Here is a 25,007-nt window from a genome sequence, read left to right on the forward strand (position 1 = left end):
GGACCAATATGTTACTGCTTCACAAGGCTTCTTAACTTCATCGCGTCATTGCACGACGTTTTATAGATGCGAATAGTAATCATTAATTGACGCAAAGTGGAGTCTTAATTCCCTGTCCCGGGCAAAAAATTTCACCTCTCGACATCATGTTTAACGCAAAGTGCCACTAAAGTTTTCAATATGTTTACATAAGTATTAACATGACCAGGATATGTTCCATTTGGTTCGTCTTGCGGGTTTCTAATGAAAATCATAAATGTACATTCAGCATCGCTTCCGGCGCTTCTCTTACCGCTCATTTTCTCGCCTGCCCTTTTTGCAGCCGATGAGCAAACGATTATCGTCACCGCGGCTCCACAGACCTTGTCAGAACTGGATACCCCAGCTGCCGTGAGCGTGGTCGATGGCGAGGAAATGCGTCACGCCACCCCGCGCGTTAATCTCTCCGAGTCTCTTGGCGCAGTACCGGGTTTACAGGTGCAAAATCGCCAGAACTACGCGCAGGATCTTCAGCTGTCGATTCGCGGTTTTGGTGCGCGTTCAACATTTGGCGTACGTGGGCTGCGTCTCTACGTTGACGGCATTCCCGCCACTATGCCAGATGGTCAGGGGCAGACCTCTAATATTGATATCAATAGCGTCGAAAGCATTGATGTACTGCGCGGACCCTTCTCGGCGCTGTACGGGAACTCTTCCGGCGGTGTGATTAACGTCAACACGCAAACCGGGCAGCAACCAGGGACGATAGAAGCCAGCAGCTATTACGGTAGTTTTGGTAGCTGGCGATATGGCCTGAAAGCCTCCGGCGCCGTGGGTGACGGCACGCAGGCGGGCGACGTCGATTACACCGTTTCCACCAGCCGCTTTTCGACGCATGGCTATCGCGATCGTAGCGGCGCCCAGAAAAATCTCGCTAACGCTAAACTGGGTGTGCGCATTGATGACGCCAGCAAACTGACGCTGCTGTTTAACAGCGTCGATATTAAAGCCGACGATGCAGGCGGTCTAACCGAAAGCGAATGGCGCGATAACCCGCAGCAGTCACCCCGCGCTGAGCAGTACCACACCCGCAAAACCATCAAGCAAACTCAGGCAGGCTTACGCTACGATCGTCAGTTAACGGAAAACGATGATCTGAGCATGATGCTCTACGCCGGCGAGCGCGAAACCACGCAGTACCAATCGATTCCCGACACGCCACAAATTAATAACCCGAAGCACGCAGGTGGCGTGATTGAACTGACCCGCCATTATCAGGGTATTGATACCCGCTGGACGCACCGGGGCGAACTGCTGGTGCCGGTGACCTTCACCACCGGGCTCGATTATGAAAACATGAGCGAACAGCGCAAAGGGTATGAAAACTTTGTGATGAATGGCAGCACGCCGGAGTATGGTCAGAAAGGCGATTTGCGCCGCAACGAACGTAACCTGATGTGGAACCTCGACCCCTACCTGCAAACACAGTGGCAATTGACGGATAAACTGAGCCTGGATGCCGGGGTACGCTATAGTTCAGTTTGGTTTGATTCCAACGATCACTACATTACCTCTGAGAATGGCAACGACAGCGGCGACGCGAATTATCACAAATGGTTGCCCGCCGGTTCTCTGAAGTACGCCATCACTGATGCGTGGAACGTCTATCTTTCTGCCGGGCGCGGTTTTGAAACGCCGACCATCAACGAGCTTTCTTATCGCTCAGATGGGAAAAGTGGTTTGAATTTCGATCTTAAACCCTCGACCAATGACACCGTCGAAATTGGCAGTAAAACCCGTATCGGCAACGGGTTGCTCTCAGTTGCCCTCTTCCAGACCAACACTGACAACGAGATTGTCACCGATGCCAGCAGCGGCGGGCGTACCAGCTATAAAAATGCCGGTAAAACGCGCCGTCAGGGTGCAGAACTATCGCTTGATCAACGCTTTGCTGAGAACTGGCGTGCGAAAGCCGCGTGGACCTATCTGGATGCTACCTATCGTACCAACGTCTGCGACGACACCAACTGTAACGGAAACCGCATGCCGGGCATCGCGCGTAATATGGGATTTGCCTCACTGGGATATGAACCAGAAAGCGGCTGGTATGCCGGGGGCGATATTCGTTATCTGAGCGATATCATGGCCAATGATGAAAATACCGCCAAAGCGCCATCGTGGACGGTTGTTGGCCTGAACACAGGCTATAAATTCAACATCGGCAAGGTGAATATGGACGTCTTTGGTCGCGCGGATAACCTGTTTGACCGCGAGTATGTCGGCTCAGTCATCGTTAACGAATCAAATGGCCGCTACTACGAACCCGCTCCGGGGCGTAACTACGGTGTGGGTTTAAACGTGGGCTGGACCTTCGAGTAAGCACCCCAACCCTCGTCCCGGCGGGATGAGGGTTCTTTCATCTATATTTAATATTCGCTAAATTTAACACTTCATTATTAATCAACACTAATTAATACCTGAAATTAATTAATGTATTGCTGCTGCAATAATGCCCCGCTTTCATCTATAACTTCACACATAGCATCATAACTTTCTACCTGTGCGCCTTTCGCTAACGCCAAAAGCAATGAGCGATAAAACTCACGCTGATAGAATTGTTCATCCGCGTGCGGGTATAAATAATTGAAGCTGGGCCCAATGCGAACCCAGAGTTGCTCAATTAGCGCCGTTAATGTCGGCATCTCAGCAAATTCATAGAGGCGAAAACGAAACTGATAATTTGACTGTAACGTTTTAGCGATGTCGCCGCTGCTTTTAATTGAGTGAAACTCTTCGACTAATCGCTGTAATTGACTTACTTTTTCTATGGTCATTTTTTCAGACGCTGCCGCTGCCGCCATGCCTTCCAGCTTCTTCCGGATTATCTGAATTTCATTATAACGTTCCAGATTAAGCTCCGGGACTAAAAATGCCTGTGCCGGGGCCGCGTACAGCGCGCCGGACGAGACCAGACGCAGCAAGGCCTCACGTACGGGCGTAATACTAATTCCCTGGCTTTCAGCGATATCTTTCGTCACCAGGCGCGCGCCGGGTTTTAGCGCGCCAATAATTAATGCATTTTTTAAATTTTGTTCTACCTGTTGAGTCAGACTCAATCTTTGCGCTTTGGCAAAATCAAACATAATAATGGTCGCTCTCATCGTCATGACCCAACACAGGGCCATATCTCAAATACGGTTATTGACTACCTGACGGTGTTGCATTTCCTGATGATGGCGAGAGAATGAATTTCTAAATGTCATGCTTTTGACTGAGCGTTTTATATCAACGCTTCTGTTACACTATATTAAAGCGGTTTATGATATTTTTGCACGAAAAAAAACGGCGTATTGACTACGCCGTTTCAATTTTTACTTATCGTTGGCGAGGCGAATAACGACTTTGCCGAAATTTTCCCCTTTTAACAGGCCGATTAACGCCGCAGGCGCATTCTCCAGGCCATCAATAATTTGTTCACGGTATTTTATTTTCCCTTCCTGCACCCAACGGCCCATCTCCTCCTGAAACTCGCCGATGCGATGGCCATAGTCCTGGCCAATGATAAAGCCCTGCATGCGGATCCGTTTTTTCAACAAAGTGCCCATCAGCAGCGGCAGTCTGTCGGGGCCATCAGGAAGGTCAGTAGCGTTATAACCGCTCACCAGGCCACATACCGGCACGCGTGCCGACGTATTCAGCAGGGGCAATACGGCATCAAAAACCTTACCGCCTACGTTTTCGTAGTACACATCAATCCCTGCCGGACAGGCGCTGGCAAGCTGTTCGGCAAAATCCTCCGCCCGATGATCGATACAGAGATCAAACCCCAGTACCTCCACCGCATGACGGCATTTCTCTGGCCCGCCCGCAATACCCACCACGCGGCAGCCTTTTAGTTTACCGATTTGCCCCACCGTCGCCCCAACCGGGCCCGTGGCGGCAGCCACCACCAACGTTTCACCCGCCTTAGGCTGGCCGATGTCGAGCAGACCCATATAAGCGGTAAAACCTGGCATGCCGAGAATACCGAGTGACCAGGAAGGATGCTCCGGCGCATCGCCAAGCTTCACCAGCCCTTCACCGTTGGATACATCATAGCTTTGCCAACCGCTGTAACCCAGTACCCATTCACCCGTTTTAAAGTTCGGATGACGCGATTGCTCTACCCGGCTAACGGTGCCGCCCACCATCACCGCTCCCAGTTCAACCGGCGGTGAGTAAGATGGTGCATCGCTCATTCGCCCACGCATGTAGGGATCGAGTGAAAGATAAACTGTGCGTAGCAGCACTTCGCCCTCTGCGGGTTCAGGAACAGTTGCCTCTTCAAGGCGGAAATTATCAGCCACCGGCTCACCGTGCGGACGTGATGCCAGAACCCAGCGACGCTGACGTAATGTGTCTTTGGTCATAACCTGTGCCTTTGTTTGAAAACCTGTACAGAGCGTAGCGTTGATTCACACTTTACGTTTAACAATATGCGGCGCATCAAGCCGGAGGCGTGTTGAGCCTTACCACCAGATACGTACAGGCTTCTTTCGTCTCATTAATAAACCGGCAGTCGTTTGGCGGCCCCAGCTCCAGACAATCCCCCGCCCTCATCTCATGGCGCGTATCGCCCTCGACAAAAACCAGTTCGCCTTTCGTCAGCCAGATCAATTGCCGCGCCAGGGCATAAGCCGAGGCTGGCATCGGGATATCGCTGCCCGCAGGCAGTTCAATTTGGACGAGATCAATCGGCATATCGCTGCGTGGTGAAACATGACGACGCAAATAATCCGTTTGCGGATCGTGCCAGACTGGCTGATCCGCAAAGCGCAGCAGTTTACCCTCCTGCATTTCGGCTCGCGCAATCAGCGTCGACATGCTAATACCAAAAGCACCAGACAAACGTGCCAACAACGCCGCCGTCGGGCTGCTCTCGCCGCGTTCGATTTTATGGATCATGCCGCGAGAGACGCCCGCACGCTCGGTGAGATCGCTCAATGACCAGCCGCGTGATTCACGTTCGATACGAATTCTTGCACCGATCCGTTGATTTAAATTGTCTTCAATAGTATTCATATCGTTATACTATAGTGAACATTCTCTGAGGTTCAAGTCATGAACATTCGTTTTGCGACGAAAGAAGATTGCGCGGCGATCGCCGAAATCTATAACCATGCCGTCGTGCATACCGCGGCTATCTGGAACGACAAAACCGTGGATACCGACAACCGTATCGCCTGGTTCGAAGCCCGTCAGTTCGCCCATTTTCCGGTGCTGGTGAGCGAAGAAAACGGCGTGGTGACCGGTTACTCTTCCTATGGCGACTGGCGAGCTTTCGATGGTTTCCGCCATACGGTGGAGCATTCAGTGTACGTTCATCCGGATCATCAGGGAAAAGGTCTTGGCCGCGCGCTGCTGACAGCGTTGATTGAAGAAGCGCGCCGTCGTGGCAAGCACGTCATGGTGGCGGGTATTGAGGCGCAGAACTCCGCGTCTTTGCATCTGCATGAAACCTTAGGGTTCATCACTACCGGGCAGATGCCGCAAGTCGGCACAAAATTTGGCCGCTGGCTGGATCTCACCTTCATGCAACTACAGCTGGATAACCGCACCGATCCGGATGGAAAAGCATGAACAGCACCCTCACCTTAGCGTTTCTGGTTGCCGCTGGCATTGGCCTGGTGATTCAGAATACGCTCATGGTGCGCATCACTCAGAGCTCCTCGACTATTCTGATCGCCATGCTGCTGAATTCGCTGGTCGGCATCGTGCTGTTTGTCAGTATTCTGTTGGTGAAGTACGGGCTGGCGGGCGCGAGTGAGCTGGTATCTGCGGTAAAATGGTGGACATTGATTCCGGGCCTGCTGGGGTCGTTTTTTGTTTTTGCCAGTATCAGCGGCTATCAATACGTGGGCGCGGCGACGACTATTGCGGTGCTGGTCGCCAGCCAGTTGATTGGCGGGCTGGTGATGGATATCGTGAAAACTGAGGGAATTGCGTGGCGAGCGCTAATCGGCCCGGTGTGCGGTGCAATAATGCTGGTGGTCGGCGCCTGGCTGGTGGCCAGACGCCAGTTTTAAGCGTTACAGAATGGTGCCGCTACGGGTGAGCTGGTCGCGACGCGCCTCCTCATCCTCTTTATGCTGACGACCATGATGCGCAATCGCTGTACGCAAGCGCTGCTGCTGCGTATAGCGATCGTCCCGGTTAAGCTCCGCATCATCGCTGAGCACCACCAGCAGTTCATTCATATGAGCGATCACACTCTCATCAATCGCGGCGTCAACCCGCGCAATGACCTCATCCAGATGTGACATACACACTCCTTAATTGATTTTCGTTTTCGAAAAATCACTGCCCATCAGGCTGACGCTGTACCCCGTCACGTTACTGCGCGTCGCGTAGAACGTTTTTCCGTTCGCCAGCGCGATCCACGGCGCTTGCTGGAAGTAAATCTCCTGCGCCTGACCATAGAGCGCAGCGCGTTTTGCCGGATCGCTTGCAAGCAGTGCTTTTTTCACGAGCCCATCATACTCTTTATTACACCAGCGCGCGGCATTGGAGCCGGATTTAATACTGCCGCAACCCAGCAGCGTGCCGGCAAAGTTGTCCGGATCGCCATTGTCCGACATCCAGCCAAACAGCGCGGTATCATGCTCGCCTTTGCGCATCCCTGACAGATATTCGCCCCACTCATACGACACAATTTTGGCTTTTACGCCCACTTTCGCCCAATCGCTTTGGATCATTTCCGCGATACGCCGCGAATTTGGGTTATACGGGCGCTGTACCGGCATCGACCATAACGTCGCTTCAAAGCCTTTCTCCAGCCCTGCCTGTTTCAGTAGTGCTTTCGCTTTTTCCGGGTCGTAAGTGTAGTCCTTCAGATTCTTGTCAAAGCCCAGCATATTCGGCGGGATCGGCGACTTCGCGACCGTACCAGAATCCAAAAATACGGCCTTGATAATAGCCTGCTTGTCGGTAGCGTAGTTCAGCGCCTGACGCACCAGCACATTATCAAACGGTTTTTTCTCGGTATTAAATGCCAGATAACCCACGTTCAGCGCATCGACTTTATGCAGGGTCAGATCTTTATTCTTGGTAATTTCCGCAAACTGGACCGGCGACGGCGCCGGGATAATCTGACACTCGTTGGTTTGCAGTTTTGCCAGACGGGTTTGGACATTTGGCGTGATAGAGAAAATAAGGTGTTTCGTTGGCACTTCGCCATCCCAATAGTTCGGGTTGGCAATGTAGCGAATGAGCGAGTCAACTTTGTACTGTTGCAACGCATACGGCCCGGTGCCAATCGGCCAGTTATCGACGTTATCCGGGGTGCCCTTCTTCAGCATTGCATCGGCATATTCAGCGGAAAGTATCGACGCGAAATCCATCCCCCAGTCAGCCAGAAACGCGGCGTTCGGTTCATTAAGGACAAACTGAACGTGATAATCATCGACCTTTTTCACCTCTTTAATGAGCGAATCCAGGCCAACATCGTGGAAATATTCATAGCTGCCCTGCGAGACATTATGGTACGGATGATCGGCGTCTTTCTGGCGCAGCACAGAGAACACCACATCATCAGCGTTAAAGTCGCGGGTGGGTTTGAAGAATTTATTACTGTTGAATTTCACTCCCTGACGCAGGGTAAACGTATAGGTCAACCCGTCCGGTGAAATTTTCCACTCGGTTGCCAGCGACGGTATCGGCGTATTCTTCACCGGATCAAAATTGATCAAACGGTTATACAGCACCTGTGAACTGGCGACGAATGACGGGCCGGAACTGGCAATTTGCGGGTTAAAAGATTCAGGTGACGCTTCTGAACAGTAAATCAGCGTGTCGTTGTTCGCGGACCACGCCGCGCTTGCCGGTAATAATGCACTCAGCGCCAGCGCGAGAAGTGTTTTCCCTGTAGACATGGTTATAAGCCTTTCGATTTTATTATATGGGGTTTAATAACAGCACAGGGTTTCAGAGCTGGCAAATAACCAATTTATCTCAGGATATGCAAAAGCGGTGGCAAATGCTGCTTTCTTCATCAGTCTGGTTTAATTTCACTTAATACGCCGAGAAATACCCATTTTGCCCCTCTCATTCACCGTTTGTTGTTATGCCCCATTGCGTAAAGTAATGACGTGAAGAAGTCTAAAGGGCAATAACGTGGCAAAAATTCTCTTACGCAGCGGAAATCTTGATGATTTTCAGGCGGTGGGTGGCGGCGGGCAAGCCGTGTTTGATTCGGCAAATCAGGTGCGCGAAACCCTTCGCCTGCGTAAACAATTCGCCGTATGTGGCAGTCTGGCGATTCCGCAGTTAAATGATGAAGGCGATCGCGTTGACTGGTATTCGCCTGTTGAAGGCAGCGTAGTCAGCTGGAACGCCGCCAGCGCGGCTCAGCGCGAAGCTGCCCTGCGCTATCTTGACGCTCTCCAGCAAACGGTGTGGATACTCTCCGGCAATTGTCAGCAATCCGGTAAACCTGCACAACAGCTCTTCGGCGCGTTGCTGGAAAATACATTGCAGTTTCCGGGCGAGAACCATCTTTTTCTGGTGAATGACAAACCGGTTATTTGCTTCTGGGGATTTGTTAACCTCAACGAAAGCCCTCGTGGCGATGCTTTTGCTTGCCTACGTATCGCTGAGCCAGAACCGCTCATTGAACATCTTCCTGCCGACGACTCGCCCACTGAACCGATGGTAGCCTTTGCTCAGGCCGATATTCCGCTACTTTACGAACAGGAATCGGCTTCCAATGTAGCCCCCATCACTCACCGCGCCGCCACGGCGCGAGGACGCTGGCGTTGGGCGCTGCCCTTCGCGGCGGCACTCATTGTCGCGATAGCCGCCTCGCTGTTCTGGCCATCAGCGCCAGCGCCTATACTGGCGCATTCCCCGGCGGTTATCTCCCCAACATTGCCGACGCTAACCCGCGCCCTGTCCTTACAGCTCGCCAGCCATACGGAACAGCCAGCTCCGGTTAATAACATTGTACTGGCCCCCATTGCTAAAGATGTGCTGGTGATGGAACCCAACCAGCTCCGCGCCGGAACGACACGTTTCCTGAACGGCAACTGGCGGCTTTTACTTGAAATGAAAAATGCCCCGTCGCTGCGCTATCAGATTGAAAACAACAAAGGTACGGCCCGTCTGGTACATGGCGACAACATTATCTGCCGGGTCGCCCTGTTCGCCGGGTTGCATCAGAACGGCGAACTGCTGATTAAAAGTCGGGGTACGGCGCGCTGTAGCGATGGTTCGCGCTTCCCAATGCCAGAAATTAGCTGCAAAGCGAACACCTTTGATGTTGCCACCTGTACCGCGCGCTATAGCGCAGACAAGATCGTACCTGTCACCTTTAAGAAAATCGGAGCCTGACGATGCTTGTCACTCTTTGCGATTATAAACAAAGCGTTACGCTAATTGCCGACAGCGGCGTGCAGTTTCTTGATTTTGGCTTGACGCCGCAAAGTTCCCCGGGCATTGGCCGCTTTGTGCGTAAAACCGCCAATGGCCCGCTGCTACGATTGAGCTGGGATGCCGCGCATCTGCGCTACACGCTGGCGGGCGATGCCCGGAATCAACCCGAGGTGGTCAAACCGGAAAGTACGCTGGATCTGCACCACTCACTCAGTTTGCTGGATGGCGTATGGCTTCCGCTGCCTTTTTTCCGCTTTAATCCGCCACGCACCTTCGTTGAGGGACCTGATAACTGGGCGCGCGTGCAAATCCGTAAGCTTGAAACGCCCGACAGTGCCGGTAATAGCCATCGCGTGACGTTAGCTTTCGATAGCCAGACGCGCAGTAATGACCCTGCAACACTGGCGCCAGTCGAGAATGACGTTCTCAACGGCACGCGCTTTGCGCTGGCCTGCCAGGATGACGAACTGACCGATTTTCTCGATCAGACGTGGATCGATGGCTGGCTGCGCGAGGCCTTTACCCAGGCGCTGCATCAACATGAACCGCGCAGCGAACAGGATCTGGCGCAAGCGATGCGGATGTTTGAATATCAGGGGCACTGGCTCAACATCGTCGCGATGCTTGGCGAACAGCTGGTCGTTCCGGAAGTAAAGTTAGTAACCACTACGCTTAGCACCCCTGCAATTCCAGTTGACCTGATTCTGGATGTCGGCAATACGCACACCTGTGGCGTACTGATTGAAGATCATGGCGACGCCAATGATGGGCTGCGGCAGACAGCTGAAGTCCAGGTTCGCTCGCTGAGTCAGCCGCAATTTTTGAATGCGCCGATGTTTACCAGCCGGGTGGAGTTTGCACAGACGCGGTTTGGTAAGCAGCACTTTTCTGTTGAAAGCGGGCGTGAAAATGCGTTTATCTGGCCATCACTGGTCCGCGTTGGCGACGAGGCTCGCAAGCTGGCAATGCAGCGTACCGGTACTGAAGGCTATAGCGGGCTTTCCAGCCCACGACGCTATCTGTGGGATGAAACGCCAACCGTGCAAAGCTGGCGCTTCAGCCAGTTAAACGGTAAATCACAGCGTGAACCGCTGGCGACGGCCTCGCCGTTAATGAATCTGATGAATGACGACGGCGAACCGCTGTTCAACCTCCCTCAGGATGAGCGAATGCCGGTATTTACGCCGCATTACAGCCGCAGTACGCTGATGACACATATGCTCTGTGAATTACTGGCGCAGGCGCTGGGTCAGATCAATAGTGTCGCCACCCGGTTACGCCTCGGCTTTCCGGCGTCGCCCCGCCAGTTGCGCACCCTGATCCTCACACTCCCCTCGGCAATGCCAAAACAGGAGCGTGAAATCTTCCGCCGCCGGATGTCTGACGCGCTGGCGCTGGTGTGGAAAGCGTTGGGCTGGCATCCGCAGGATGATGAATTTGATGCACGCCAGTGTCGAATACCGCTGCCGCAGATTCAAATGGCATGGGACGAAGCCAGCTGTGGCCAACTGGTTTGGCTGTATAACGAAGCGATTGCCCATTATTGCGGCCAAACAGAGGCGCTGTTTGCTGCGCTCGCCCGCCCGGATCGGCCTGAAGATCCTGACATTGCCCGCGAGCGCACGCTACGCATCGCGTCTATTGATTTGGGCGGTGGAACCACCGACATGGCCATTACCCAATACCAACTTGATGATGGCTCGGGCGGCAACGTCAAAATTACGCCCCAGTTGCTGTTTCGCGAAGGCTTCAAAGTGGCAGGAGACGACGTCCTGCTGGATATCATCCAGCGCTGCGTCCTTCCTGCGTTGCAAACACATCTGCAACGAGCCGGTGTGAACGACGCTACAGCGTTGATGGCGACACTTTTTGGTGATTCTGGGCGACTGGATGCACTGGCAGTCCTGCGCCAGCAGACCACGCTGCAGCTGTTTATCCCCATCGGGCATGCCATTCTCGCCGCCTGGGAGCAGAGCGATACCGCCGATCCGTTTGCCGGACTGCACGCGACGTTCGGCGAACTGCTCGAACAACCGCTTACCCGCAGTGTGTTGAATTACATTAATCAGGCCGTAGAGCACGCGTTACCCGCTGAAAGCAAAACCTTTGATGTGCTGTCAGTACCGATGGCGGTAACGTTCCGCGACCTGCACGACGCTATGTTGGCGGGCGAGTTTACCCTCGCCGCGCCGCTGCACGCCTTGTGTGAAGCCATCACCCATTATACCTGTGATGTGCTGCTGATTACCGGCCGTCCCGGTTGTCTGCCCGGTGTGCAGGCGCTGATTCGCTATTTGCAGCCCGTGCCGGTGAGTCGCATGGTCTGGCTCGACCGCTACCCGGTACATGAGTGGTATCCATTTAGCCAGCAAGGGCGCATTGGCAATCCAAAATCTACCGCTGCGGTTGGCGCGATGCTATGCAGCCTGGCGCTCGATTTACGCCTGCCGCACTTTAACTTTAAAGCGGCGGATATCGGAGCCTATTCCACCGTCCGTTATCTTGGCGTACTGGATAAAACCGTGAATACCCTGAGCGATGAAAATATCTGGTATCAGGATCTCGATCTCGATAAGCCTGGCGTGACCCTGGATGCGCGCCTCCATTTCCCGCTGCGCGGCAGCGTCACTCTGGGATTCCGCCAGCTCGCCAATGCGCGCTGGCCTGCAACGCCGCTGTATACCCTGAGCATCAACTCACCTGAGCTTGCGAAAGTCATCGCCGGTGACGGCGTGTTGCAGGTACGGCTGGCGCTTCAGGGAGGCACCAACACGGAATGCGCACGCTCATTTAGCCTGAACGATGCGTGGCTTGCCGACGGCACGCCGGTATCACCCCAGGCCCTGACGTTGAAACTGAATACCCTGGCCGACCGCCGACATCGCGGGAGCCATTACTGGATCGATAGCGGGAGCGTTTACTTAGCATGAATACAGAACAGGCGGTAATGGCATGGATTTCCACCACGCGCAAAAATGCACCAGGGCTGGACATGGATGCGGATGCGCTGCTGTTTCATCTGCTGGGTCTGAGCGCACAAAAGCAAGCGCTGGAAGCATCCCGGCAGCAACGCGGCACGCTGGCACTATTCGGCCATTCACAGGTATCGAAGGCCTGGCTGCTGAACGCGCTGTGCGGCGAGGGTGATGATCGCCTGCCGATTTCGATGGGCGAAAAGCGTCTCGACTATTTCAATCACATTAATCCGGGCCATCAACGTTGCCAGATGGCACTGCGCTTTACGCGTGATACCCCTTCTCCCCACGATGCTTTCCCGTTGCGTTTACGGGTACTGCGGGAGGCACAGCTGGCGCAGGTCCTTATTGCTCACGCCGAGACCCGTACTTTTCGGGCACAGACGTTTCGTAAACGTCTGGCATTACTGCAAAACCTGCGTCAGCCGCAGATGACCGCTGCGGTTAGTGCTGAAGAGGTCGCAAACGTGGTGCATTACTGGCAATCGGTGGTACCCGCAGCACAGCAGGAGGTTGGCGAGAGTGAGTGGTATACGTTTGTTGAACTACTGCCGTCACTCGATCCCAGCGCCAGAACCCGCGCGTGGTCACTGCTGTGGGGCGATCGCCCCGATCTTACGCAGCAGTGGCAAACCCTGTCGCATGCCTTGCATTTACTGGGCAACGCGACCGATGTCTATGCACCGCTGAGTCTGCTGGTCGATACGTTCTTGCTGCCGACAGAGGGATTTTTATCCGCCGCCTGCGAGAACGATCCGTCAGTTCTGCTACAGCTGCCCGGCCAACAAACCGTCAATCTTTCTCGCTCCATGCTGGCGCTCCTGACGGCGGAACTGGTTTTATGCAGCCCGTGCATGGTGCTGGACGATGTCGATATCCTCGATATCCCTGCGCCACTGTTCGACGAGTCAGGCACATTGTGGGCCAGCAAGTGTCATTGGTTATTGGAAGCTTACCGCCAACAGCGGCAGCCTGATGTGTTGGTGATATGCAATGCCACCCACCAGCGAAGCGCCATTCCGCGTGTCGCCAAAGCCCTGAGCCAGTGGGTTGAGACAACACAACCACAACAGGATAGTGGCTTGCCGGGGCTGGTATGGGCTATAACCCCACGAGACGATCGCGCCGCGCATACCGTGCAGCATGATGAAGCTGTCCAGCATTTAGTCGGTAAACCTGGCCAGCGCTGGGGTGCGCTACACGCCTTTGACAGCAATAGTCTGGCGCGCCTGATCGAATGGCTTTCACGCGCCACGTTACGTTCAACGCGAAATCGCCGCTTTGATACGTTAATCTCACAACACCAGCAAGCCCTCCAGATGCTCCTCAGCCCAATACTCAATGGGAAGGGATATCATTCTGCGCAATGCGAATCGATGATCCGCGTTCTTCAGGGCCAGGCGGCGCATCACGGCGAGTTGCTTGAAGGATTGCTCCCTTCTCTCGAACGTTTTAATGCCATCGCTGAAGTACAGCATTCACGTGAAGCCCGCGTGACAACCCAGATCCACTCCGTGGTCGATCTGTTTGCCGAACCCAAATCGCTGACATTGCCACAAAAGCAAACCCACGACGCTGGCACGCTGGCTTTCCGATTGTGGTGCCAACATGTTCGCCACTGGGGCCGTCAGCAAGCCAGCGCTGAACGGTTGGGAGTATCCCCGGCTACTTTGCAACAGCTTTGCGATACGCTGATTGCCATCAGTTCCCAACTGACGCTGGCAGAACAATTGCGCCACGCGGCCACACAGCATCAGGCGAACCCTGCGCAGCTTCGCGCCATGATAGGCAATTTCATATCCTGGCTCGGTTATGCCGGGAGCAACACTGCCGAAAGACCCGCCAGCCGTGTGGCTGTAGGGCTTGCTATATTTGCCAACCCGCCAGCCCGAACATCGCATCGCCTGACGCAGCTTACTGAGCAGCCTGTACACGCCGCCAGCCGCTACGTGTATGACTGGCTGGTGGCGCTTTACACCCGCGCAGGGGAATGTCAGGACGATATTTTTGAGCTCTCAACACCCGACCGCCTGGCGCTTCAGCACATTCTTAAGGTGGTGTGAGCCATGTAGTAAGACAGAAAAAAAGTGTGCGAAATCCGTATGCTACATGGGCAGCCTCACAGCCGGACTCTACACTCAACGCGTCTTCCGTGCATATGAGGTCAACATGACAATAACCAGCCCCCTTTTTATTAACGGCGAAGCTTGCGCCGCTGCGGATAACGCAACTTACACACGACTGAACCCCGTTACCGGCGACACGGCAAGCGTGGCATCGGCAGCCTCGCAACAGGACACCGAACGTGCGGCACAATCTGCTGCCGCGGCCTTCCCTGGCTGGCGCGACACCTCGCCCGGCGAGCGCCGTCGTTTACTGCTTGCCGCCGCTGATGCGCTTGAGCATCGCCGCGAACAGTTTGTCGCTACCCTGCACGCAGAGACCGGAGCCACCGAACAGTGGGCCGGGTTTAACGTCCATCTTGGCGCGGAGATCCTGCGCGAAGCAGCAGCGCTAACGACCCAGATTGAAGGCCAGGTCATTCCCTCTAACACCCCAGGTAACATTGCGCTGGCTACGCGTCAGGGAACGGGGGTTGTACTCGGCATGGCACCGTGGAATGCGCCGGTTATTCTGGCCGTACGCGCTATCGCCACGCCGCTGGCCTGCGGGAATACAGTGATCCTTAAAGGATCTGAACTATCACCCGCCACACAGGAGTTGATCATTACCGCACTGGCTGACGCTGGAATCCCACCAGGAGTGGTGAACTACCTCACTTTCACGCCAGAATCTGCCCCCGCCCGCGTCGAACAACTTATCGCTCATCCGGCAATACGCCGCGTTAACTTTACTGGCTCTACCGCCGTTGGCCGAATTATCGCGCAAACCTGTGCCCGCTATCTGAAACCCGTCGTGCTTGAACTGGGCGGCAAAGCACCGCTGCTGGTTCTTGATGATGCCGATATTGAGCAGGCCGCCGCCGGAGCCACCTTTGGCGCATTTGCCAACGCCGGACAAATTTGTATGTCAACCGAGCGCATTATTGTTGATAACGCCATTGCGGCCCCGTTTATTGATGCGCTGGTCAACCGGGTAAACGGGCTCCCTAAAGGGCTGCTCGGCTCCGTGGTCGACATGAAAACGGTTGAGCGTTGCAATTCATTAATAGACGATGCGCTGGCAAAAGGTGCTCGTCTGCTTACCGGCGGCAAAGCGGATTCAACGTTGATGAAAGCAACCCTAATCGATGCCGTTACCCCGGACATGCGTTTATGGCATGAGGAATCCTTTGGCCCGGTAAAAGCCATTATTCGCGCGCGTGATATCGATGAGGCTGTCAGTATTGCTAACGATAGCCCCTACGGCCTCTCTTCTGCCGTGTACAGCCGCGATACCGCCCGCGCGTGGAATGTTGCGCAGAACCTGCAAACCGGCATTTGCCACATCAACGGGCCAACCGTTCATGATGAGGCGCAGATGCCCTTCGGCGGCTGCAAAGACTCGGGCTATGGGCGCTTTGGCGGCCGGGCAGGTATTCATGAATTTACTGAACTGCGCTGGATAACAATGCAAACCCAGCCACGGCCGTTACCTTTCTGATTATGCCCTTACTTCGGCCTACGGGCCGGAGTGTTTGTTCTGCGTCGCTGAGAAGATAGCATCCAGCGACTCCGCCAACAGGGACGGATTTTCCCATGACATACAGTGCCCGGCATCAGGAATAATGTGCAACGGTATACCCGCTGCGGCTACTTCATCCGCATCCGAAGCGGGGAGTGAATGCGCACCATAAATTAGCGCTTTTGCGCACTTCAGCGCCAGAAAACGTGACATCCAGTCAGGCGATACACCGTCGACAAGGCTCTTCGCCGCACGCCATAACGCCCAGGGAGCCGTGTTCTGCACACAGCCTGCCCACGGCGTGGTTTCTGCCGCGACTAACCGGGTAAAACCGGTAGCAATAAATGCAGCCTCCGTCTGTTCAACAATCTTGCAGCTGAACATACCGCCTCCGGGATAAAAATTGGGCTCAGAAACCACCAGGGTACGCACGCGGTGTCCTAATAGCTGCGCCGCTTCAATCGCAATGCTGCCCCCCATACTGTGACCATAGAGATAACAGTCATTGATGTGCAAATGGGTAAGAAGCTCAGCTATAACCTGAGCCTGCGCGCTGACGCTGAACGAGTAATCCGCCGGTTTGTCACTGTAACCACTACCGGGAAGATCGATCAGCAATGCGCGACGGTTACGGAAGGCTTCATCAGCAACAATACGGGGATATTCGTAGGAAGAAGCACAGCCGAGGCCGTGAATAAAAACGACAGGAACGCCTTGACCCGGTAAGTCATGAAAGCGAACGGTGGCACCGGCAATGATCGAGTAAAAAGACTTCATGGGTAACCTCCTGATGAATGACTGTAATTTTATACAGTACCACGCATTAGGTTACCAGCAGGTTGTCCGGAATCAGAACAATGAGAGCATCAGGGCAACGGGGAAGCTAAACGGCCAGGTCGCGCCAATCAATACGGTCGCCATCAGGCGAACGGTGGGGGTTTCTTTGGTCAGGAACCAGGTGATAAAAGCACAGAGAGTCGCCATCACGGCGTAGAAAATCAGCATATTCTGGTACAGCGTCATCCAAATTGCCCGCATAATAAATTAACAACCGGGCGCAATATGCTATTTTTTTTGATGTAGATCAAGTTCGACTAACGGAGTACAGACGGAGTATTTGCCGTTTCGTTCACCGCTTTATATTCATAACCACCATTTAATAGTATTGCGAAACTGATAAATGCGGACTATAAATCCTCTGGTTAACTCACAAAGGGCATAATAATGGACGTCTCAAGCAAAACCGTTGTCTTGATTAATGTCGTCGCAGCAGTGGGTCTGGCTTCGTTGCTGCTCGCACGCTTTAGCTGGCTGTCTTAAGGGTTTAGCTGCAAAAAATCAAAAGCAGTGTGCTGTCTGCTTTTGATTTTTGCTACTTAACGCCCTGAAAAGGCAGAGGTATATACGGTTCTTGACGCGGGTTCCAGTGCGCCATTATCCGGATTGTACTGCGGAAGAGGATTCACCTTTTCCATATCCCATACCGAGGCTACGCATGCTGCTTCAGCGCCACCCTGTTGTGTACAATCTACCGCGCGATGAGCTGAAACATGTGTTCCGACTCCAATAACTGCCATCAATGCAATGGCGCAAAATACCGTCTTATTCATAACCGATTCGAATACCAGAATTAATAACGGCGCGGATCCTCGCACGTTGTTCCTGATATGTCAAAACGGCGGTTCAGGCTTAAAAGAGTGAAAACAGCAGCGCTACGGGGAAGCTCAGCGGCCAGGTTGCGCCAATGAGCAGCGCGCACAGCAAGCGAATACCCGGCTTATCGCGGGCCAGATACCAGGTTGTGACACCGCTCACGACGCCGATCGCCAGATAGACCATCATCATTTTTTCAAACACCGTCATTTTTGTTCGTGCCTCCTTGCTGACTGTCGCGCGTACTATGCGTTATTCCTTTTCACTGCAATTCCTGGACGATCACAAAACCACGCAGCGCGCAATAACCAGGAAAAGTGCCCGATTACTGCGCAATTAATAGATGAGTGGAAATGATACTTAAGCTAAATATGGACATCGCGGCTGTTTTCGTGGAGCATTCACCAAACTAATGAATTGCCAAAGAGCAAACCTGCACCATCGCGTTACGAACTGGGTTTAATTAAGTAATGATTAGCATGAGCACTCGGTTATCTGCCAACCTGTGGAGCATCGCTTCACGTGCGTCTGGCGGAACCGGTTATTAACGCGACACATCAACGCTGAATCAGGGAAAGGAGGCGGTTAAAAGCAGCATCAATAGTACTCTTACTATTGATTGTGGTCGCGGGCGTCGCGGACCATTATCTGACCATTGCCACTGATAGCGAAAACGCCACGGCGCATCATCAGTTGCACGACGATAACAGGGAATAACCCCCACGCCATGATAATGCCAGCCCCTACGGGCTGGCTTTTTTATGCCCGCTTAACGAGCCTGTGCGTCAAGTTCATCGAACACCTGCTGCGCCAGATGCATGGTGGCGTTGGCCGCGGGCAGACCGCAGTAGAGGGCCGAATGCATAATCAACTCTTTTAGTTCGTCACGCGTCACGCCGTTGTTGAACGCCGCGCGAAGATGCATTTTGAGCTCGGCTTCCCGGTTAAGCGCAATCAGCATAGCGATGGTTATCATACTGCGCGTGTGGTGATCCAGCCCAGGGCGCGTCCAGGTTTCGCCCCACGCATAGCGGGTGATAAAGTCCTGAAACTCACTGTTTAACGGTTTAAGGTTATCCAGCGTGCGATTCACGTGAGCATCGCCCAGCACTTTACGCCGCACGTTCATCCCCTGTTCGTAACGTGATTTATCGTCCATTCTGCCCCCGAACAAATGCCGCTAAGGCCTCAGTAAACGCAGCAGCCGCTTCGACGTTGGAGAGATGCGATGCACAAAGCGTAATCGCCTGCGAACCGGGAACGTGCTGATGCAGAAAATCCGCATCGGCCACGGTTGTCACCGGATCGTGCTCCCCGGCGATAATCAGCATCGGCAAACGAATTTCTGCCACTTCACCGCGCAAATCGGCAGCGGCCAACGCTTCACAGCATTCGGCGTAGCCTTCGGCTTCCGAACGGGCGAGTTGATGCACCAGTTGCTCAACCGTTTCCGGTTCATGTTGGCGGAAGGCACGCGTAAACCAGCGGTCTGCTGAACCCGCCGCCACCACATCCATGCCCTCTTCCCGCACCGTACGCGCGCGCGAAAGCCAGGCTGACTGTTCGCCGATTTTCGCTGCGGTATTTGCTACGCTAACAGAGAAAAAACGCTCCGGCGCAAAACGCGCCAGCCAGATGCCCGTCAGGCCGCCCATTGAGATGCCACAGAAATGGGCTTTCGCTATATTGAGATGATCGAGCAGCGATATCACATCTTCGCCCAGTTGCGCGAGGGTCACTTTCCCACGTTTTGTCGTCTGACCGTGACCGTGTGTATCGTAACGCAGCACGCGAAACTGTTGTGTTAATGCGGCGAGCTGCGGCTCCCACATAGAAAGCGAGGTACCAAGGGAGTTGGAAAGGACAATCACAGGCGCATCTTGTGGCCCGTCAATTTGATAGTGAATGTTCATGACACTGCTCCTTGTAACGCGCCAGCACCTGGCGCACAAAATGGTCACTGCTACCCAGCGCAGTGGCCGGGTCAAGCAGCTGCGCCAGCGTTGACGCAGAGAGGTGTTGGCTTATCAGCGGGTCATTTTGTAATAGCTCAATCAGCGATTGATGCCGATCGATAGCCTGATGACAGTGCTTTTCGACAAGATGATGCGCATCGGCTTTACCGATAAATTCAGCCAGCGCCAGCGTGACGGCTTCCGCCATAATCAGGCCATGGGTGATCTCCAGGTCGGCACGCATTTTGGCTGCATTAACCTGCATCCCGCGCAGCAGGTAATCGCTTTGCGCCATCACCCCACCCACTAATGAAATGAGTTCAGGCAGCACTTCCCACTCTGCCTGCCAGCCGCCGAGCGCACGTTCATGCTGCTGAATCTGGCTGGCGTAGAGCGTCGCCATCAGCCCCGGAGTGCGCTGCGCCGCCGTCAGAATCGCCGCACAGCTTACCGGGTTGCGTTTATGCGGCATAGCCGATGAGCCGCCGCGCCCTTCGGCAATGGGCTCGCTCACTTCCGCCACTTCAGTCTGCATTAATAAAGAGAAATCGTTCGCAAATTTTGCCAGCGTGCCGCAAAGCCCGGCGTACCATGCACCGACTTCCAGCAACCTGTCGCGCTGGCTGTGCCACGGCGTGTCGGCAAGCGCCAGATTCAGCGTTTGCGCCAGCGCGTCGCCCACCTGTGGCCCCGAGGCTTTTAGCGATGCGAGCGTTCCCGCTGCACCGCCAAGCTGAAGAACCAGTACACGGGGTCGGAGCTGGGTTAACCGTTCCTGCCAGCGCAAGAGCGCATCGAGGGTTCCGGCGAGCTTCAGACCGAAGGTAATGGGAAGCGCGTGCTGCATCCAGGTTCGCCCCGGCATAATCGTGGTGCGATAGCGCTCAACCTGCTGCGCCAGAATGGCGGTAAGCGCGGCGAGATCGCGGTCGGTTTGCATTAACGCCGCGCGTAATTGCAGCACCAGCCCGGTGTCAATGGCATCCTGACTGGTTGCCCCCCAGTGCACATAGCGAGCCGCATCGGCGTCCTGCGTCTTCACCTTCTGAGTGAGCTGTTTAACCAGGGGAATCGCCAGATTTCCGGCATTGGCAGCGGCAGCAGCCAGCGCCGGAAAATCGATGTTGTGGAACTGACAGGCAGTAACGATAGGCTCTACCGCGGAAGCCGGAATCACACCGCACCGGGCCTGAGCCCGCGCCAGCGCGGCCTCAAACTCCAGCATCCCCTGCACCACCTGTTCATCGCTGAAAAGACTCGTTAGCGCGCCTGAGCGCAATAACGGGGTCAACAAACTCATTCCTGCTCCTTAAACGCGTTCAATGATCAGCGCAATCCCCTGACCTACACCAATACACATGGTGCACAGCGCGTAGCGTCCACCGGTACGACGCAGCTGATACGCCGCAGTCATCGCCAGACGACCGCCGGATGCGCCCAGCGGGTGACCCAGCGCAATCGCGCCGCCATGCGGGTTAACGTGCGCCGCATCGTCAGGCAAGCCCAGATCGCGCAGCACCGCCAGCGCCTGTGCGGCAAAAGCTTCATTCAGTTCTATCACATCCATCTGGCCGAGCGTTAACCCGGTTTGTGCGAGAACTTTACGCACCGCAGGCGCCGGGCCAAAGCCCATGATGCGTGGCGCAACGCCCGCCGTTGCCACGCCAACCACGCGCGCCAGCGGCTGTAAATCGTTCTGCGCCAGCGCCTGTTCGCTTGCCAGCAGCAGAGCACAGGCACCGTCGTTAACCCCGGAGGCATTTCCCGCCGTCACCGTACCGTCAGCGCGAACCACACCTTTCAGCTTCGTCAGCGCCTCCAGTGAGGTACTGCGCGGATGTTCATCCTGAGTAAAACTCAGCGGCTCGCCTTTGCGCTGTGGAATGGAAACCGCAATCAGTTCGTCGGTAAAGATACCGTTAGCCTGCGACTGTGCGGTACGCATCTGGCTGCGTAACGCGAAGGCATCCTGATCGGCCCGCGAAATGCCAAACTCTGTCGCCACGTTTTCCGCCGTCTCCGGCATCGAATCAACGCCGTAAAGGGCTTTCATCTGAGCGTTAACAAAGCGCCAGCCAATAGTGGTATCTTCCATTTTCATGCTGCGGCTAAACGCGCTTTCCGCCTTGCCCATCACGAACGGCGCACGCGACATGCTTTCTACGCCGCCCGCGATCATTAACTGCGTTTCACCGCTTTTAATGGCGCGCGCCGCCACACCGATGGCGTCAAGGCTTGAACCACACAGACGGTTAATAGTGCTGCCCGGCACCGTTTCCGGATAACCGGCCAGCAACAGCGCCATCCGCGCCACGTTGCGGTTATCTTCCCCCGCCTGGTTAGCACAGCCGTAAATCACATCATCAATACGCGCCGGGTCGAGGCCGCGGTTGCGTTCCAGCAGTGCTTTAAGCGGCAGTGCGCCAAGATCGTCCGCACGAACGCTGGATAACGTACCGCCGAAACGACCAAACGGTGTACGCACCGCATCGCAGATAAATGCTTGATTCATCATAGTTCCTTACGCGGTTTCCGCCACTTGTTGGTTAATCAGTTTGACCGGGGTGACGCGCTGCAACTCGTCAAAAGAGAGGTCATTGAAAATTTCGCGTACCACCGGGCCTTTTGCGGTGATATCGATGACAGCGAGGTCGGTATAAATACGGCTGACGCAGCCCACTCCGGTCAGCGGATAAGTGCAGTGCTGTACCAGCTTGCACTCACCGTCGCGCGTGAGGTGATCCATCATGACGAAGACCTGACGCGCGCCGATAGCCAGATCCATCGCGCCGCCTACCGCCGGAATGGCATCCGGTGCGCCCGTGCTCCAGTTCGCAAGATCTCCGCTGGCCGAAACCTGATACGCGCCAAGTACGCAGATATCGAGGTGACCGCCGCGCATCATGGCAAACGAGTCGCCGTGATGGAAAAAGCAGCCGCCCTGCAAAAGGGTGACATACTCTTTGCCCGCATTAATCAACTCAGGATCTTCTTCACCCGGCTGCGGTTTTGGCCCCATGCCCAGCAGGCCATTTTCGCTGTGCAGGAAAATTTCTTTATCTGCCGGCAGATAGTTGGCGATACGCGTTGGCAGGCCGATACCGAGATTCACGTAAGCCCCTTCAGGGATATCCTGAGCGACGCGTTTTGCCATATCGTCACGAGACAATTTTTGCATTGAAGGCTCCTTATGCGCGCTGCGCGTGTGCGGTAAGATTTTCCAGCGAGAAGACGCGCTGAACGAAAATCCCCGGGGTGATAATGTTTTCCGGGTCCAGTTCACCGAGCGTGACCAGATTCGAGACTTCCGCCACGGTCGTTTTGGCCGCCGTAGCCATAATTGGCCCGAAATTTCGCGCCGCTTTGCGATACACCAGATTGCCCCAGCGATCCGCCTGATGGGCTTTAATCAGCGCGTAGTCCGCTTTAATCGGATATTCCAGCACGTAATGACGCCCGTCGATTTCACGCGTTTCTTTGCCTTCGGCCAGCGGTGTGCCGTAACCGGTTGGGGTAAACACCGCACCCAGCCCGGAACCTGCCGCCTGAATGCGTGCCGCCAGGTTGCCCTGCGGCACCAGTTCCAGTTCAACTTTGCCACGGCGATAGAGGTCATCGAAAATCTGCGAGTCGACCTGGCGCGGGAATGAGCAGATCATTTTGCGTACCCGGCCCGCTTTGAGCAGCGCCGCCAGGCCGATCTCACCGTTACCCGCGTTGTTGTTGATGATGGTCAGGTCGCGCGCACCCTGTTCAATCAGCGCATCAATCAGGTAGGTCGGTTGTCCGGCGGGGCCAAAACCGCCAATCATGATGGTCGCCCCATCGGGGATTCCCGCCACGGCATCGATCAGTGTCGATACACTTTTATCAATCATCAGGTTGCTCCTTGATGTGCGGTTATCGCACTTTTATTCGTTGTTCGAACAAAATGTGACCCGGTTAACGATGTCGGTCAAGGGCGATAATCGAAATATGGTGCGATAATCGAACATCATGTATCTTTAGCGAAAGAATGTGATCGATGGCAAATACGGAGAGAAAAATGGAGAAACATCCCGACGATATTCTGACGGGCGATAGCGATCCGTTTAAGGGCGACCCGAACTTTATGGCGTCGCTGGCGCGCGGCCTGGAAGTGATTCAGGCCTTTACCCCGCAGCGACGTTTGATGTCCATTTCCCAGATTAGCCAAAAAACCGGCATTCCACGCGCTGCCGTGCGTCGTTGTTTGTATACCCTGGGTAAGCTGGGATTTGTCTATGCCGAAGATGGCAAAAACTTTCAGCTGCGGCCACGAATTTTGTCGCTCGGTCACGCCTGGCTGGCGTCAACACCGCTGGCGCGTTCAGCACAGCCGGTGCTGAAACACTTAAGCGACATGCTGAATGAATCATGCTCCATTGCCACGCTGGACGGTGACGATATCCTGTATATCGCCAGGGCATCCAGTTCACGCATCATGACGATTGATCTGGATATCGGCAGCCGCCTGCCCGCCTGGTCCACCTCAATGGGCCGCGTGCTGCTAAGTTATCAACCCGAAGAGAAACTCAATGATATGCTGGCGCGCATCACTATGATTCGCTATACGCCGCAGACGATTTCCTCAGTGAGTAAGTTGAAAAGCGAGCTGAAACTGGTGCGTCAGCAGGGCTACGCATTGAACGATCAGGAGCTGGAAATGGGGCTGCGTTCGCTGGCGGTGCCGCTGTTTAATCCGCAAGGCCAGGTAGAAGCGGCGCTGAACGTTGGGGTGCACGCCGGCCAGGTGTCGGCAGAGGAATTATTGTCGCGCATTCTGCCGGAACTGCAAAAAGCCGCGACAGAACTCTCCTTGCTGCTGCGCTAGCGGCTACGTTTGGCGTGGCGCTCCCAGTTGTCCTGTTTCGCGGCTTCCGATTTGCGCAGCGCCACATAGCACGCCCCGCTGCCGCCATGGTGCGGCAGTGCGCTACAGAAGGCCTGGACGTCATCAAATTCCGTCAGCCAGCGCGCCAGATAGCTACGAACGATATTGGCGTGTGAGTTTTCTTCCTTGCCTTTACCATGAATAATCAACAGATTACGTAGCCCTTGCTTTTGCGCCTCAAGGATAAACGCGTACAGATTCTGCCGACACTGCTCGACCGGCTGGCGCAGCAGGTTAAGACTCGCCTGTTGGGTGTATTTACCCTGCCGGAGTTTATCGAGCACACCTACCTGTAACCCTTCGCGTTTGAATTCAAGCGGCGTTGAAAGCGGGACGATGTCAAGAAAGCCGGTCGTCAAAAAGTTATCGAGTTGCAGGGTATCGATGCGCTGTGGCGCTCGCGCATTGCGGGCAGGTTGCCAGTGTACATCCTGTGCGCGTTTTAGCGGCTGGACATCCTCCATGGCGTCAAGAAACAGCGATTTGTCGTCAAGGTTCATG

Annotated in this window: 24 protein-coding genes; 9 read left to right on the forward strand and 15 right to left on the reverse strand. The window is 54.7% G+C overall.

Going from position 1 to position 25,007, the window contains the following annotated elements; translation table 11 throughout:
* Positions 1-243 precede the first annotated feature (243 nt).
* A complete protein-coding gene (pqqU, locus tag AC1MKH_RS13160) occupies positions 244-2,358 on the forward strand; it encodes a TonB-dependent receptor PqqU (protein ID WP_276220111.1) in 2,115 nt (704 codons plus the stop codon).
* Positions 2,359-2,462: 104 nt separating this feature from the next.
* On the opposite strand, the gene AC1MKH_RS13165 is transcribed toward pqqU, so the two are convergent.
* The 3 genes from AC1MKH_RS13165 to AC1MKH_RS13175 form a co-directional block, all read right to left on the reverse strand.
* Positions 2,463-3,122, reverse strand: a complete 660-nt coding sequence (locus AC1MKH_RS13165) for a GntR family transcriptional regulator (RefSeq protein WP_276220128.1) — start codon at positions 3,120-3,122, stop codon at positions 2,463-2,465.
* Between the two features lie 228 nt (positions 3,123-3,350).
* Positions 3,351-4,388: an NADP-dependent oxidoreductase gene (locus tag AC1MKH_RS13170; protein ID WP_276220110.1), complete on the reverse strand. Its 1,038-nt coding sequence runs from the start codon at positions 4,386-4,388 to the stop codon at positions 3,351-3,353.
* A 76-nt stretch (positions 4,389-4,464) separates the two neighbouring features.
* Positions 4,465-5,040 (reverse strand): helix-turn-helix domain-containing protein, encoded by a 576-nt coding sequence (locus tag AC1MKH_RS13175; RefSeq protein WP_276220109.1) that lies wholly within the window; start codon positions 5,038-5,040, stop codon positions 4,465-4,467.
* A 39-nt stretch (positions 5,041-5,079) separates the two neighbouring features.
* On the opposite strand from AC1MKH_RS13175, the gene AC1MKH_RS13180 reads away from it, so the two are divergent.
* Both AC1MKH_RS13180 and AC1MKH_RS13185 read left to right on the forward strand, forming a co-directional pair.
* Positions 5,080-5,598, forward strand: a complete 519-nt coding sequence (locus tag AC1MKH_RS13180) for a GNAT family N-acetyltransferase (RefSeq protein ID WP_276220108.1) — start codon at positions 5,080-5,082, stop codon at positions 5,596-5,598.
* Positions 5,595-6,044 carry a DMT family transporter gene (locus tag AC1MKH_RS13185; RefSeq protein WP_276220107.1) on the forward strand — a complete coding sequence of 150 codons (450 nt, stop codon included), beginning with the start codon at positions 5,595-5,597 and terminating at the stop codon, positions 6,042-6,044. Before AC1MKH_RS13180 ends, AC1MKH_RS13185 begins: the two co-directional genes overlap by 4 nt.
* A gap of 3 nt (positions 6,045-6,047) precedes the next feature.
* On the opposite strand, the gene AC1MKH_RS13190 is transcribed toward AC1MKH_RS13185, so the two are convergent.
* Positions 6,048-6,281 (reverse strand): YdcY family protein, encoded by a 234-nt coding sequence (locus AC1MKH_RS13190; RefSeq protein ID WP_276220106.1) that lies wholly within the window; start codon positions 6,279-6,281, stop codon positions 6,048-6,050.
* Between the two features lie 9 nt (positions 6,282-6,290).
* Positions 6,291-7,889 carry an ABC transporter substrate-binding protein gene (locus AC1MKH_RS13195; protein ID WP_276220105.1) on the reverse strand — a complete coding sequence of 533 codons (1,599 nt, stop codon included), beginning with the start codon at positions 7,887-7,889 and terminating at the stop codon, positions 6,291-6,293.
* A gap of 241 nt (positions 7,890-8,130) precedes the next feature.
* On the opposite strand from AC1MKH_RS13195, the gene AC1MKH_RS13200 reads away from it, so the two are divergent.
* The 4 genes from AC1MKH_RS13200 (at position 8,131) to AC1MKH_RS13215 (ending at position 15,965) form a co-directional block, all read left to right on the forward strand.
* On the forward strand, positions 8,131-9,345 hold the full coding sequence (locus AC1MKH_RS13200) for an SrfA family protein (protein ID WP_276220104.1): 1,215 nt from the start codon (positions 8,131-8,133) through the stop codon (positions 9,343-9,345).
* Between the two features lie 2 nt (positions 9,346-9,347).
* Positions 9,348-12,317 (forward strand): virulence factor SrfB, encoded by a 2,970-nt coding sequence (locus tag AC1MKH_RS13205; protein WP_276220103.1) that lies wholly within the window; start codon positions 9,348-9,350, stop codon positions 12,315-12,317.
* A complete protein-coding gene (locus AC1MKH_RS13210) occupies positions 12,314-14,425 on the forward strand; it encodes a virulence factor SrfC family protein (protein WP_276220102.1) in 2,112 nt (703 codons plus the stop codon). Before AC1MKH_RS13205 ends, AC1MKH_RS13210 begins: the two co-directional genes overlap by 4 nt.
* Before the next feature lie 106 nt (positions 14,426-14,531).
* Positions 14,532-15,965: an aldehyde dehydrogenase gene (locus AC1MKH_RS13215; protein WP_276220101.1), complete on the forward strand. Its 1,434-nt coding sequence runs from the start codon at positions 14,532-14,534 to the stop codon at positions 15,963-15,965.
* An 18-nt stretch (positions 15,966-15,983) separates the two neighbouring features.
* On the opposite strand, the gene AC1MKH_RS13220 is transcribed toward AC1MKH_RS13215, so the two are convergent.
* Together AC1MKH_RS13220 and AC1MKH_RS13225 are read right to left on the reverse strand one after the other, a co-directional pair.
* Positions 15,984-16,763 (reverse strand): alpha/beta fold hydrolase, encoded by a 780-nt coding sequence (locus AC1MKH_RS13220; RefSeq protein WP_276220100.1) that lies wholly within the window; start codon positions 16,761-16,763, stop codon positions 15,984-15,986.
* Positions 16,764-16,835: 72 nt separating this feature from the next.
* Positions 16,836-17,009, reverse strand: a complete 174-nt coding sequence (locus tag AC1MKH_RS13225; protein WP_071843511.1) for a GhoT/OrtT family toxin — start codon at positions 17,007-17,009, stop codon at positions 16,836-16,838.
* Between the two features lie 201 nt (positions 17,010-17,210).
* On the opposite strand from AC1MKH_RS13225, the gene yncL reads away from it, so the two are divergent.
* Positions 17,211-17,306, forward strand: a complete 96-nt coding sequence (gene yncL, locus AC1MKH_RS13230) for a stress response membrane protein YncL (RefSeq protein ID WP_015964321.1) — start codon at positions 17,211-17,213, stop codon at positions 17,304-17,306.
* A 369-nt stretch (positions 17,307-17,675) separates the two neighbouring features.
* Here yncL and AC1MKH_RS13235 read toward each other — a convergent pair whose 3' ends face one another.
* The 7 genes from AC1MKH_RS13235 to AC1MKH_RS13265 form a co-directional block, all read right to left on the reverse strand.
* Entirely contained in the window at positions 17,676-17,849 is a 174-nt protein-coding gene (locus AC1MKH_RS13235; protein ID WP_276220099.1) for a GhoT/OrtT family toxin, read from the reverse strand.
* Positions 17,850-18,408: 559 nt separating this feature from the next.
* Positions 18,409-18,798, reverse strand: a complete 390-nt coding sequence (pcaC, locus tag AC1MKH_RS13240; protein ID WP_015964318.1) for a 4-carboxymuconolactone decarboxylase — start codon at positions 18,796-18,798, stop codon at positions 18,409-18,411.
* Complete coding sequence (gene pcaD / locus AC1MKH_RS13245; protein WP_276220098.1) at positions 18,788-19,552, reverse strand: 3-oxoadipate enol-lactonase; 765 nt, start codon at positions 19,550-19,552, stop codon at positions 18,788-18,790. Before pcaD ends, pcaC begins: the two co-directional genes overlap by 11 nt.
* Entirely contained in the window at positions 19,530-20,894 is a 1,365-nt protein-coding gene (locus tag AC1MKH_RS13250) for a 3-carboxy-cis,cis-muconate cycloisomerase (protein WP_276220097.1), read from the reverse strand. The genes pcaD and AC1MKH_RS13250 overlap by 23 nt, the downstream gene beginning before the upstream one ends.
* A gap of 9 nt (positions 20,895-20,903) precedes the next feature.
* Complete coding sequence (gene pcaF / locus AC1MKH_RS13255) at positions 20,904-22,106, reverse strand: 3-oxoadipyl-CoA thiolase (protein ID WP_276220127.1); 1,203 nt, start codon at positions 22,104-22,106, stop codon at positions 20,904-20,906.
* A gap of 9 nt (positions 22,107-22,115) precedes the next feature.
* A complete protein-coding gene (locus AC1MKH_RS13260; protein WP_015964314.1) occupies positions 22,116-22,772 on the reverse strand; it encodes a 3-oxoacid CoA-transferase subunit B in 657 nt (218 codons plus the stop codon).
* 10 nt (positions 22,773-22,782) lie between these two features.
* Entirely contained in the window at positions 22,783-23,472 is a 690-nt protein-coding gene (locus tag AC1MKH_RS13265) for a 3-oxoacid CoA-transferase subunit A (RefSeq protein WP_276220096.1), read from the reverse strand.
* Between the two features lie 167 nt (positions 23,473-23,639).
* Here AC1MKH_RS13265 and AC1MKH_RS13270 point away from each other — a divergent pair, with 167 nt between their 5' ends.
* A complete protein-coding gene (locus AC1MKH_RS13270; RefSeq protein ID WP_231827175.1) occupies positions 23,640-24,446 on the forward strand; it encodes an IclR family transcriptional regulator domain-containing protein in 807 nt (268 codons plus the stop codon).
* Here the strand turns inward: AC1MKH_RS13270 and smrA are convergent.
* A complete protein-coding gene (smrA, locus tag AC1MKH_RS13275; protein WP_276220095.1) occupies positions 24,443-25,006 on the reverse strand; it encodes a DNA endonuclease SmrA in 564 nt (187 codons plus the stop codon). The two genes, AC1MKH_RS13270 and smrA, sit on opposite strands and share 4 nt — an antisense overlap.
* Between the last annotated feature and the right edge of the window lies 1 nt (position 25,007).

Source organism: Pseudocitrobacter sp. CD920760 (assembly GCF_057782505.1).

What these genes read in the sequence shown, in the direction of transcription:
- AC1MKH_RS13190 (WP_276220106.1), bottom strand. Translation starts at nt 6,281, where the DNA reads ATGTCACATCTGGATGAGGTCATTGCGCGGGTTGACGCCGCGATTGAT.
- AC1MKH_RS13175 (WP_276220109.1), bottom strand. Translation starts at nt 5,040, where the DNA reads ATGAATACTATTGAAGACAATTTAAATCAACGGATCGGTGCAAGAATT.
- pcaC (WP_015964318.1), bottom strand. Translation starts at nt 18,798, where the DNA reads ATGGACGATAAATCACGTTACGAACAGGGGATGAACGTGCGGCGTAAA.
- AC1MKH_RS13195 (WP_276220105.1), bottom strand. Translation starts at nt 7,889, where the DNA reads ATGTCTACAGGGAAAACACTTCTCGCGCTGGCGCTGAGTGCATTATTA.
- pcaD (WP_276220098.1), bottom strand. Translation starts at nt 19,552, where the DNA reads ATGAACATTCACTATCAAATTGACGGGCCACAAGATGCGCCTGTGATT.
- yncL (WP_015964321.1), top strand. Translation starts at nt 17,211, where the DNA reads ATGGACGTCTCAAGCAAAACCGTTGTCTTGATTAATGTCGTCGCAGCA.
- AC1MKH_RS13170 (WP_276220110.1), bottom strand. Translation starts at nt 4,388, where the DNA reads ATGACCAAAGACACATTACGTCAGCGTCGCTGGGTTCTGGCATCACGT.
- AC1MKH_RS13270 (WP_231827175.1), top strand. Translation starts at nt 23,640, where the DNA reads ATGGAGAAACATCCCGACGATATTCTGACGGGCGATAGCGATCCGTTT.
- AC1MKH_RS13210 (WP_276220102.1), top strand. Translation starts at nt 12,314, where the DNA reads ATGAATACAGAACAGGCGGTAATGGCATGGATTTCCACCACGCGCAAA.
- AC1MKH_RS13165 (WP_276220128.1), bottom strand. Translation starts at nt 3,122, where the DNA reads ATGTTTGATTTTGCCAAAGCGCAAAGATTGAGTCTGACTCAACAGGTA.
- AC1MKH_RS13185 (WP_276220107.1), top strand. Translation starts at nt 5,595, where the DNA reads ATGAACAGCACCCTCACCTTAGCGTTTCTGGTTGCCGCTGGCATTGGC.
- AC1MKH_RS13235 (WP_276220099.1), bottom strand. Translation starts at nt 17,849, where the DNA reads ATGACGGTGTTTGAAAAAATGATGATGGTCTATCTGGCGATCGGCGTC.
- pqqU (WP_276220111.1), top strand. Translation starts at nt 244, where the DNA reads ATGAAAATCATAAATGTACATTCAGCATCGCTTCCGGCGCTTCTCTTA.
- AC1MKH_RS13215 (WP_276220101.1), top strand. Translation starts at nt 14,532, where the DNA reads ATGACAATAACCAGCCCCCTTTTTATTAACGGCGAAGCTTGCGCCGCT.
- AC1MKH_RS13205 (WP_276220103.1), top strand. Translation starts at nt 9,348, where the DNA reads ATGCTTGTCACTCTTTGCGATTATAAACAAAGCGTTACGCTAATTGCC.
- AC1MKH_RS13225 (WP_071843511.1), bottom strand. Translation starts at nt 17,009, where the DNA reads ATGACGCTGTACCAGAATATGCTGATTTTCTACGCCGTGATGGCGACT.
- pcaF (WP_276220127.1), bottom strand. Translation starts at nt 22,106, where the DNA reads ATGAATCAAGCATTTATCTGCGATGCGGTGCGTACACCGTTTGGTCGT.
- AC1MKH_RS13250 (WP_276220097.1), bottom strand. Translation starts at nt 20,894, where the DNA reads ATGAGTTTGTTGACCCCGTTATTGCGCTCAGGCGCGCTAACGAGTCTT.
- smrA (WP_276220095.1), bottom strand. Translation starts at nt 25,006, where the DNA reads ATGAACCTTGACGACAAATCGCTGTTTCTTGACGCCATGGAGGATGTC.
- AC1MKH_RS13265 (WP_276220096.1), bottom strand. Translation starts at nt 23,472, where the DNA reads ATGATTGATAAAAGTGTATCGACACTGATCGATGCCGTGGCGGGAATC.
- AC1MKH_RS13180 (WP_276220108.1), top strand. Translation starts at nt 5,080, where the DNA reads ATGAACATTCGTTTTGCGACGAAAGAAGATTGCGCGGCGATCGCCGAA.
- AC1MKH_RS13220 (WP_276220100.1), bottom strand. Translation starts at nt 16,763, where the DNA reads ATGAAGTCTTTTTACTCGATCATTGCCGGTGCCACCGTTCGCTTTCAT.
- AC1MKH_RS13260 (WP_015964314.1), bottom strand. Translation starts at nt 22,772, where the DNA reads ATGCAAAAATTGTCTCGTGACGATATGGCAAAACGCGTCGCTCAGGAT.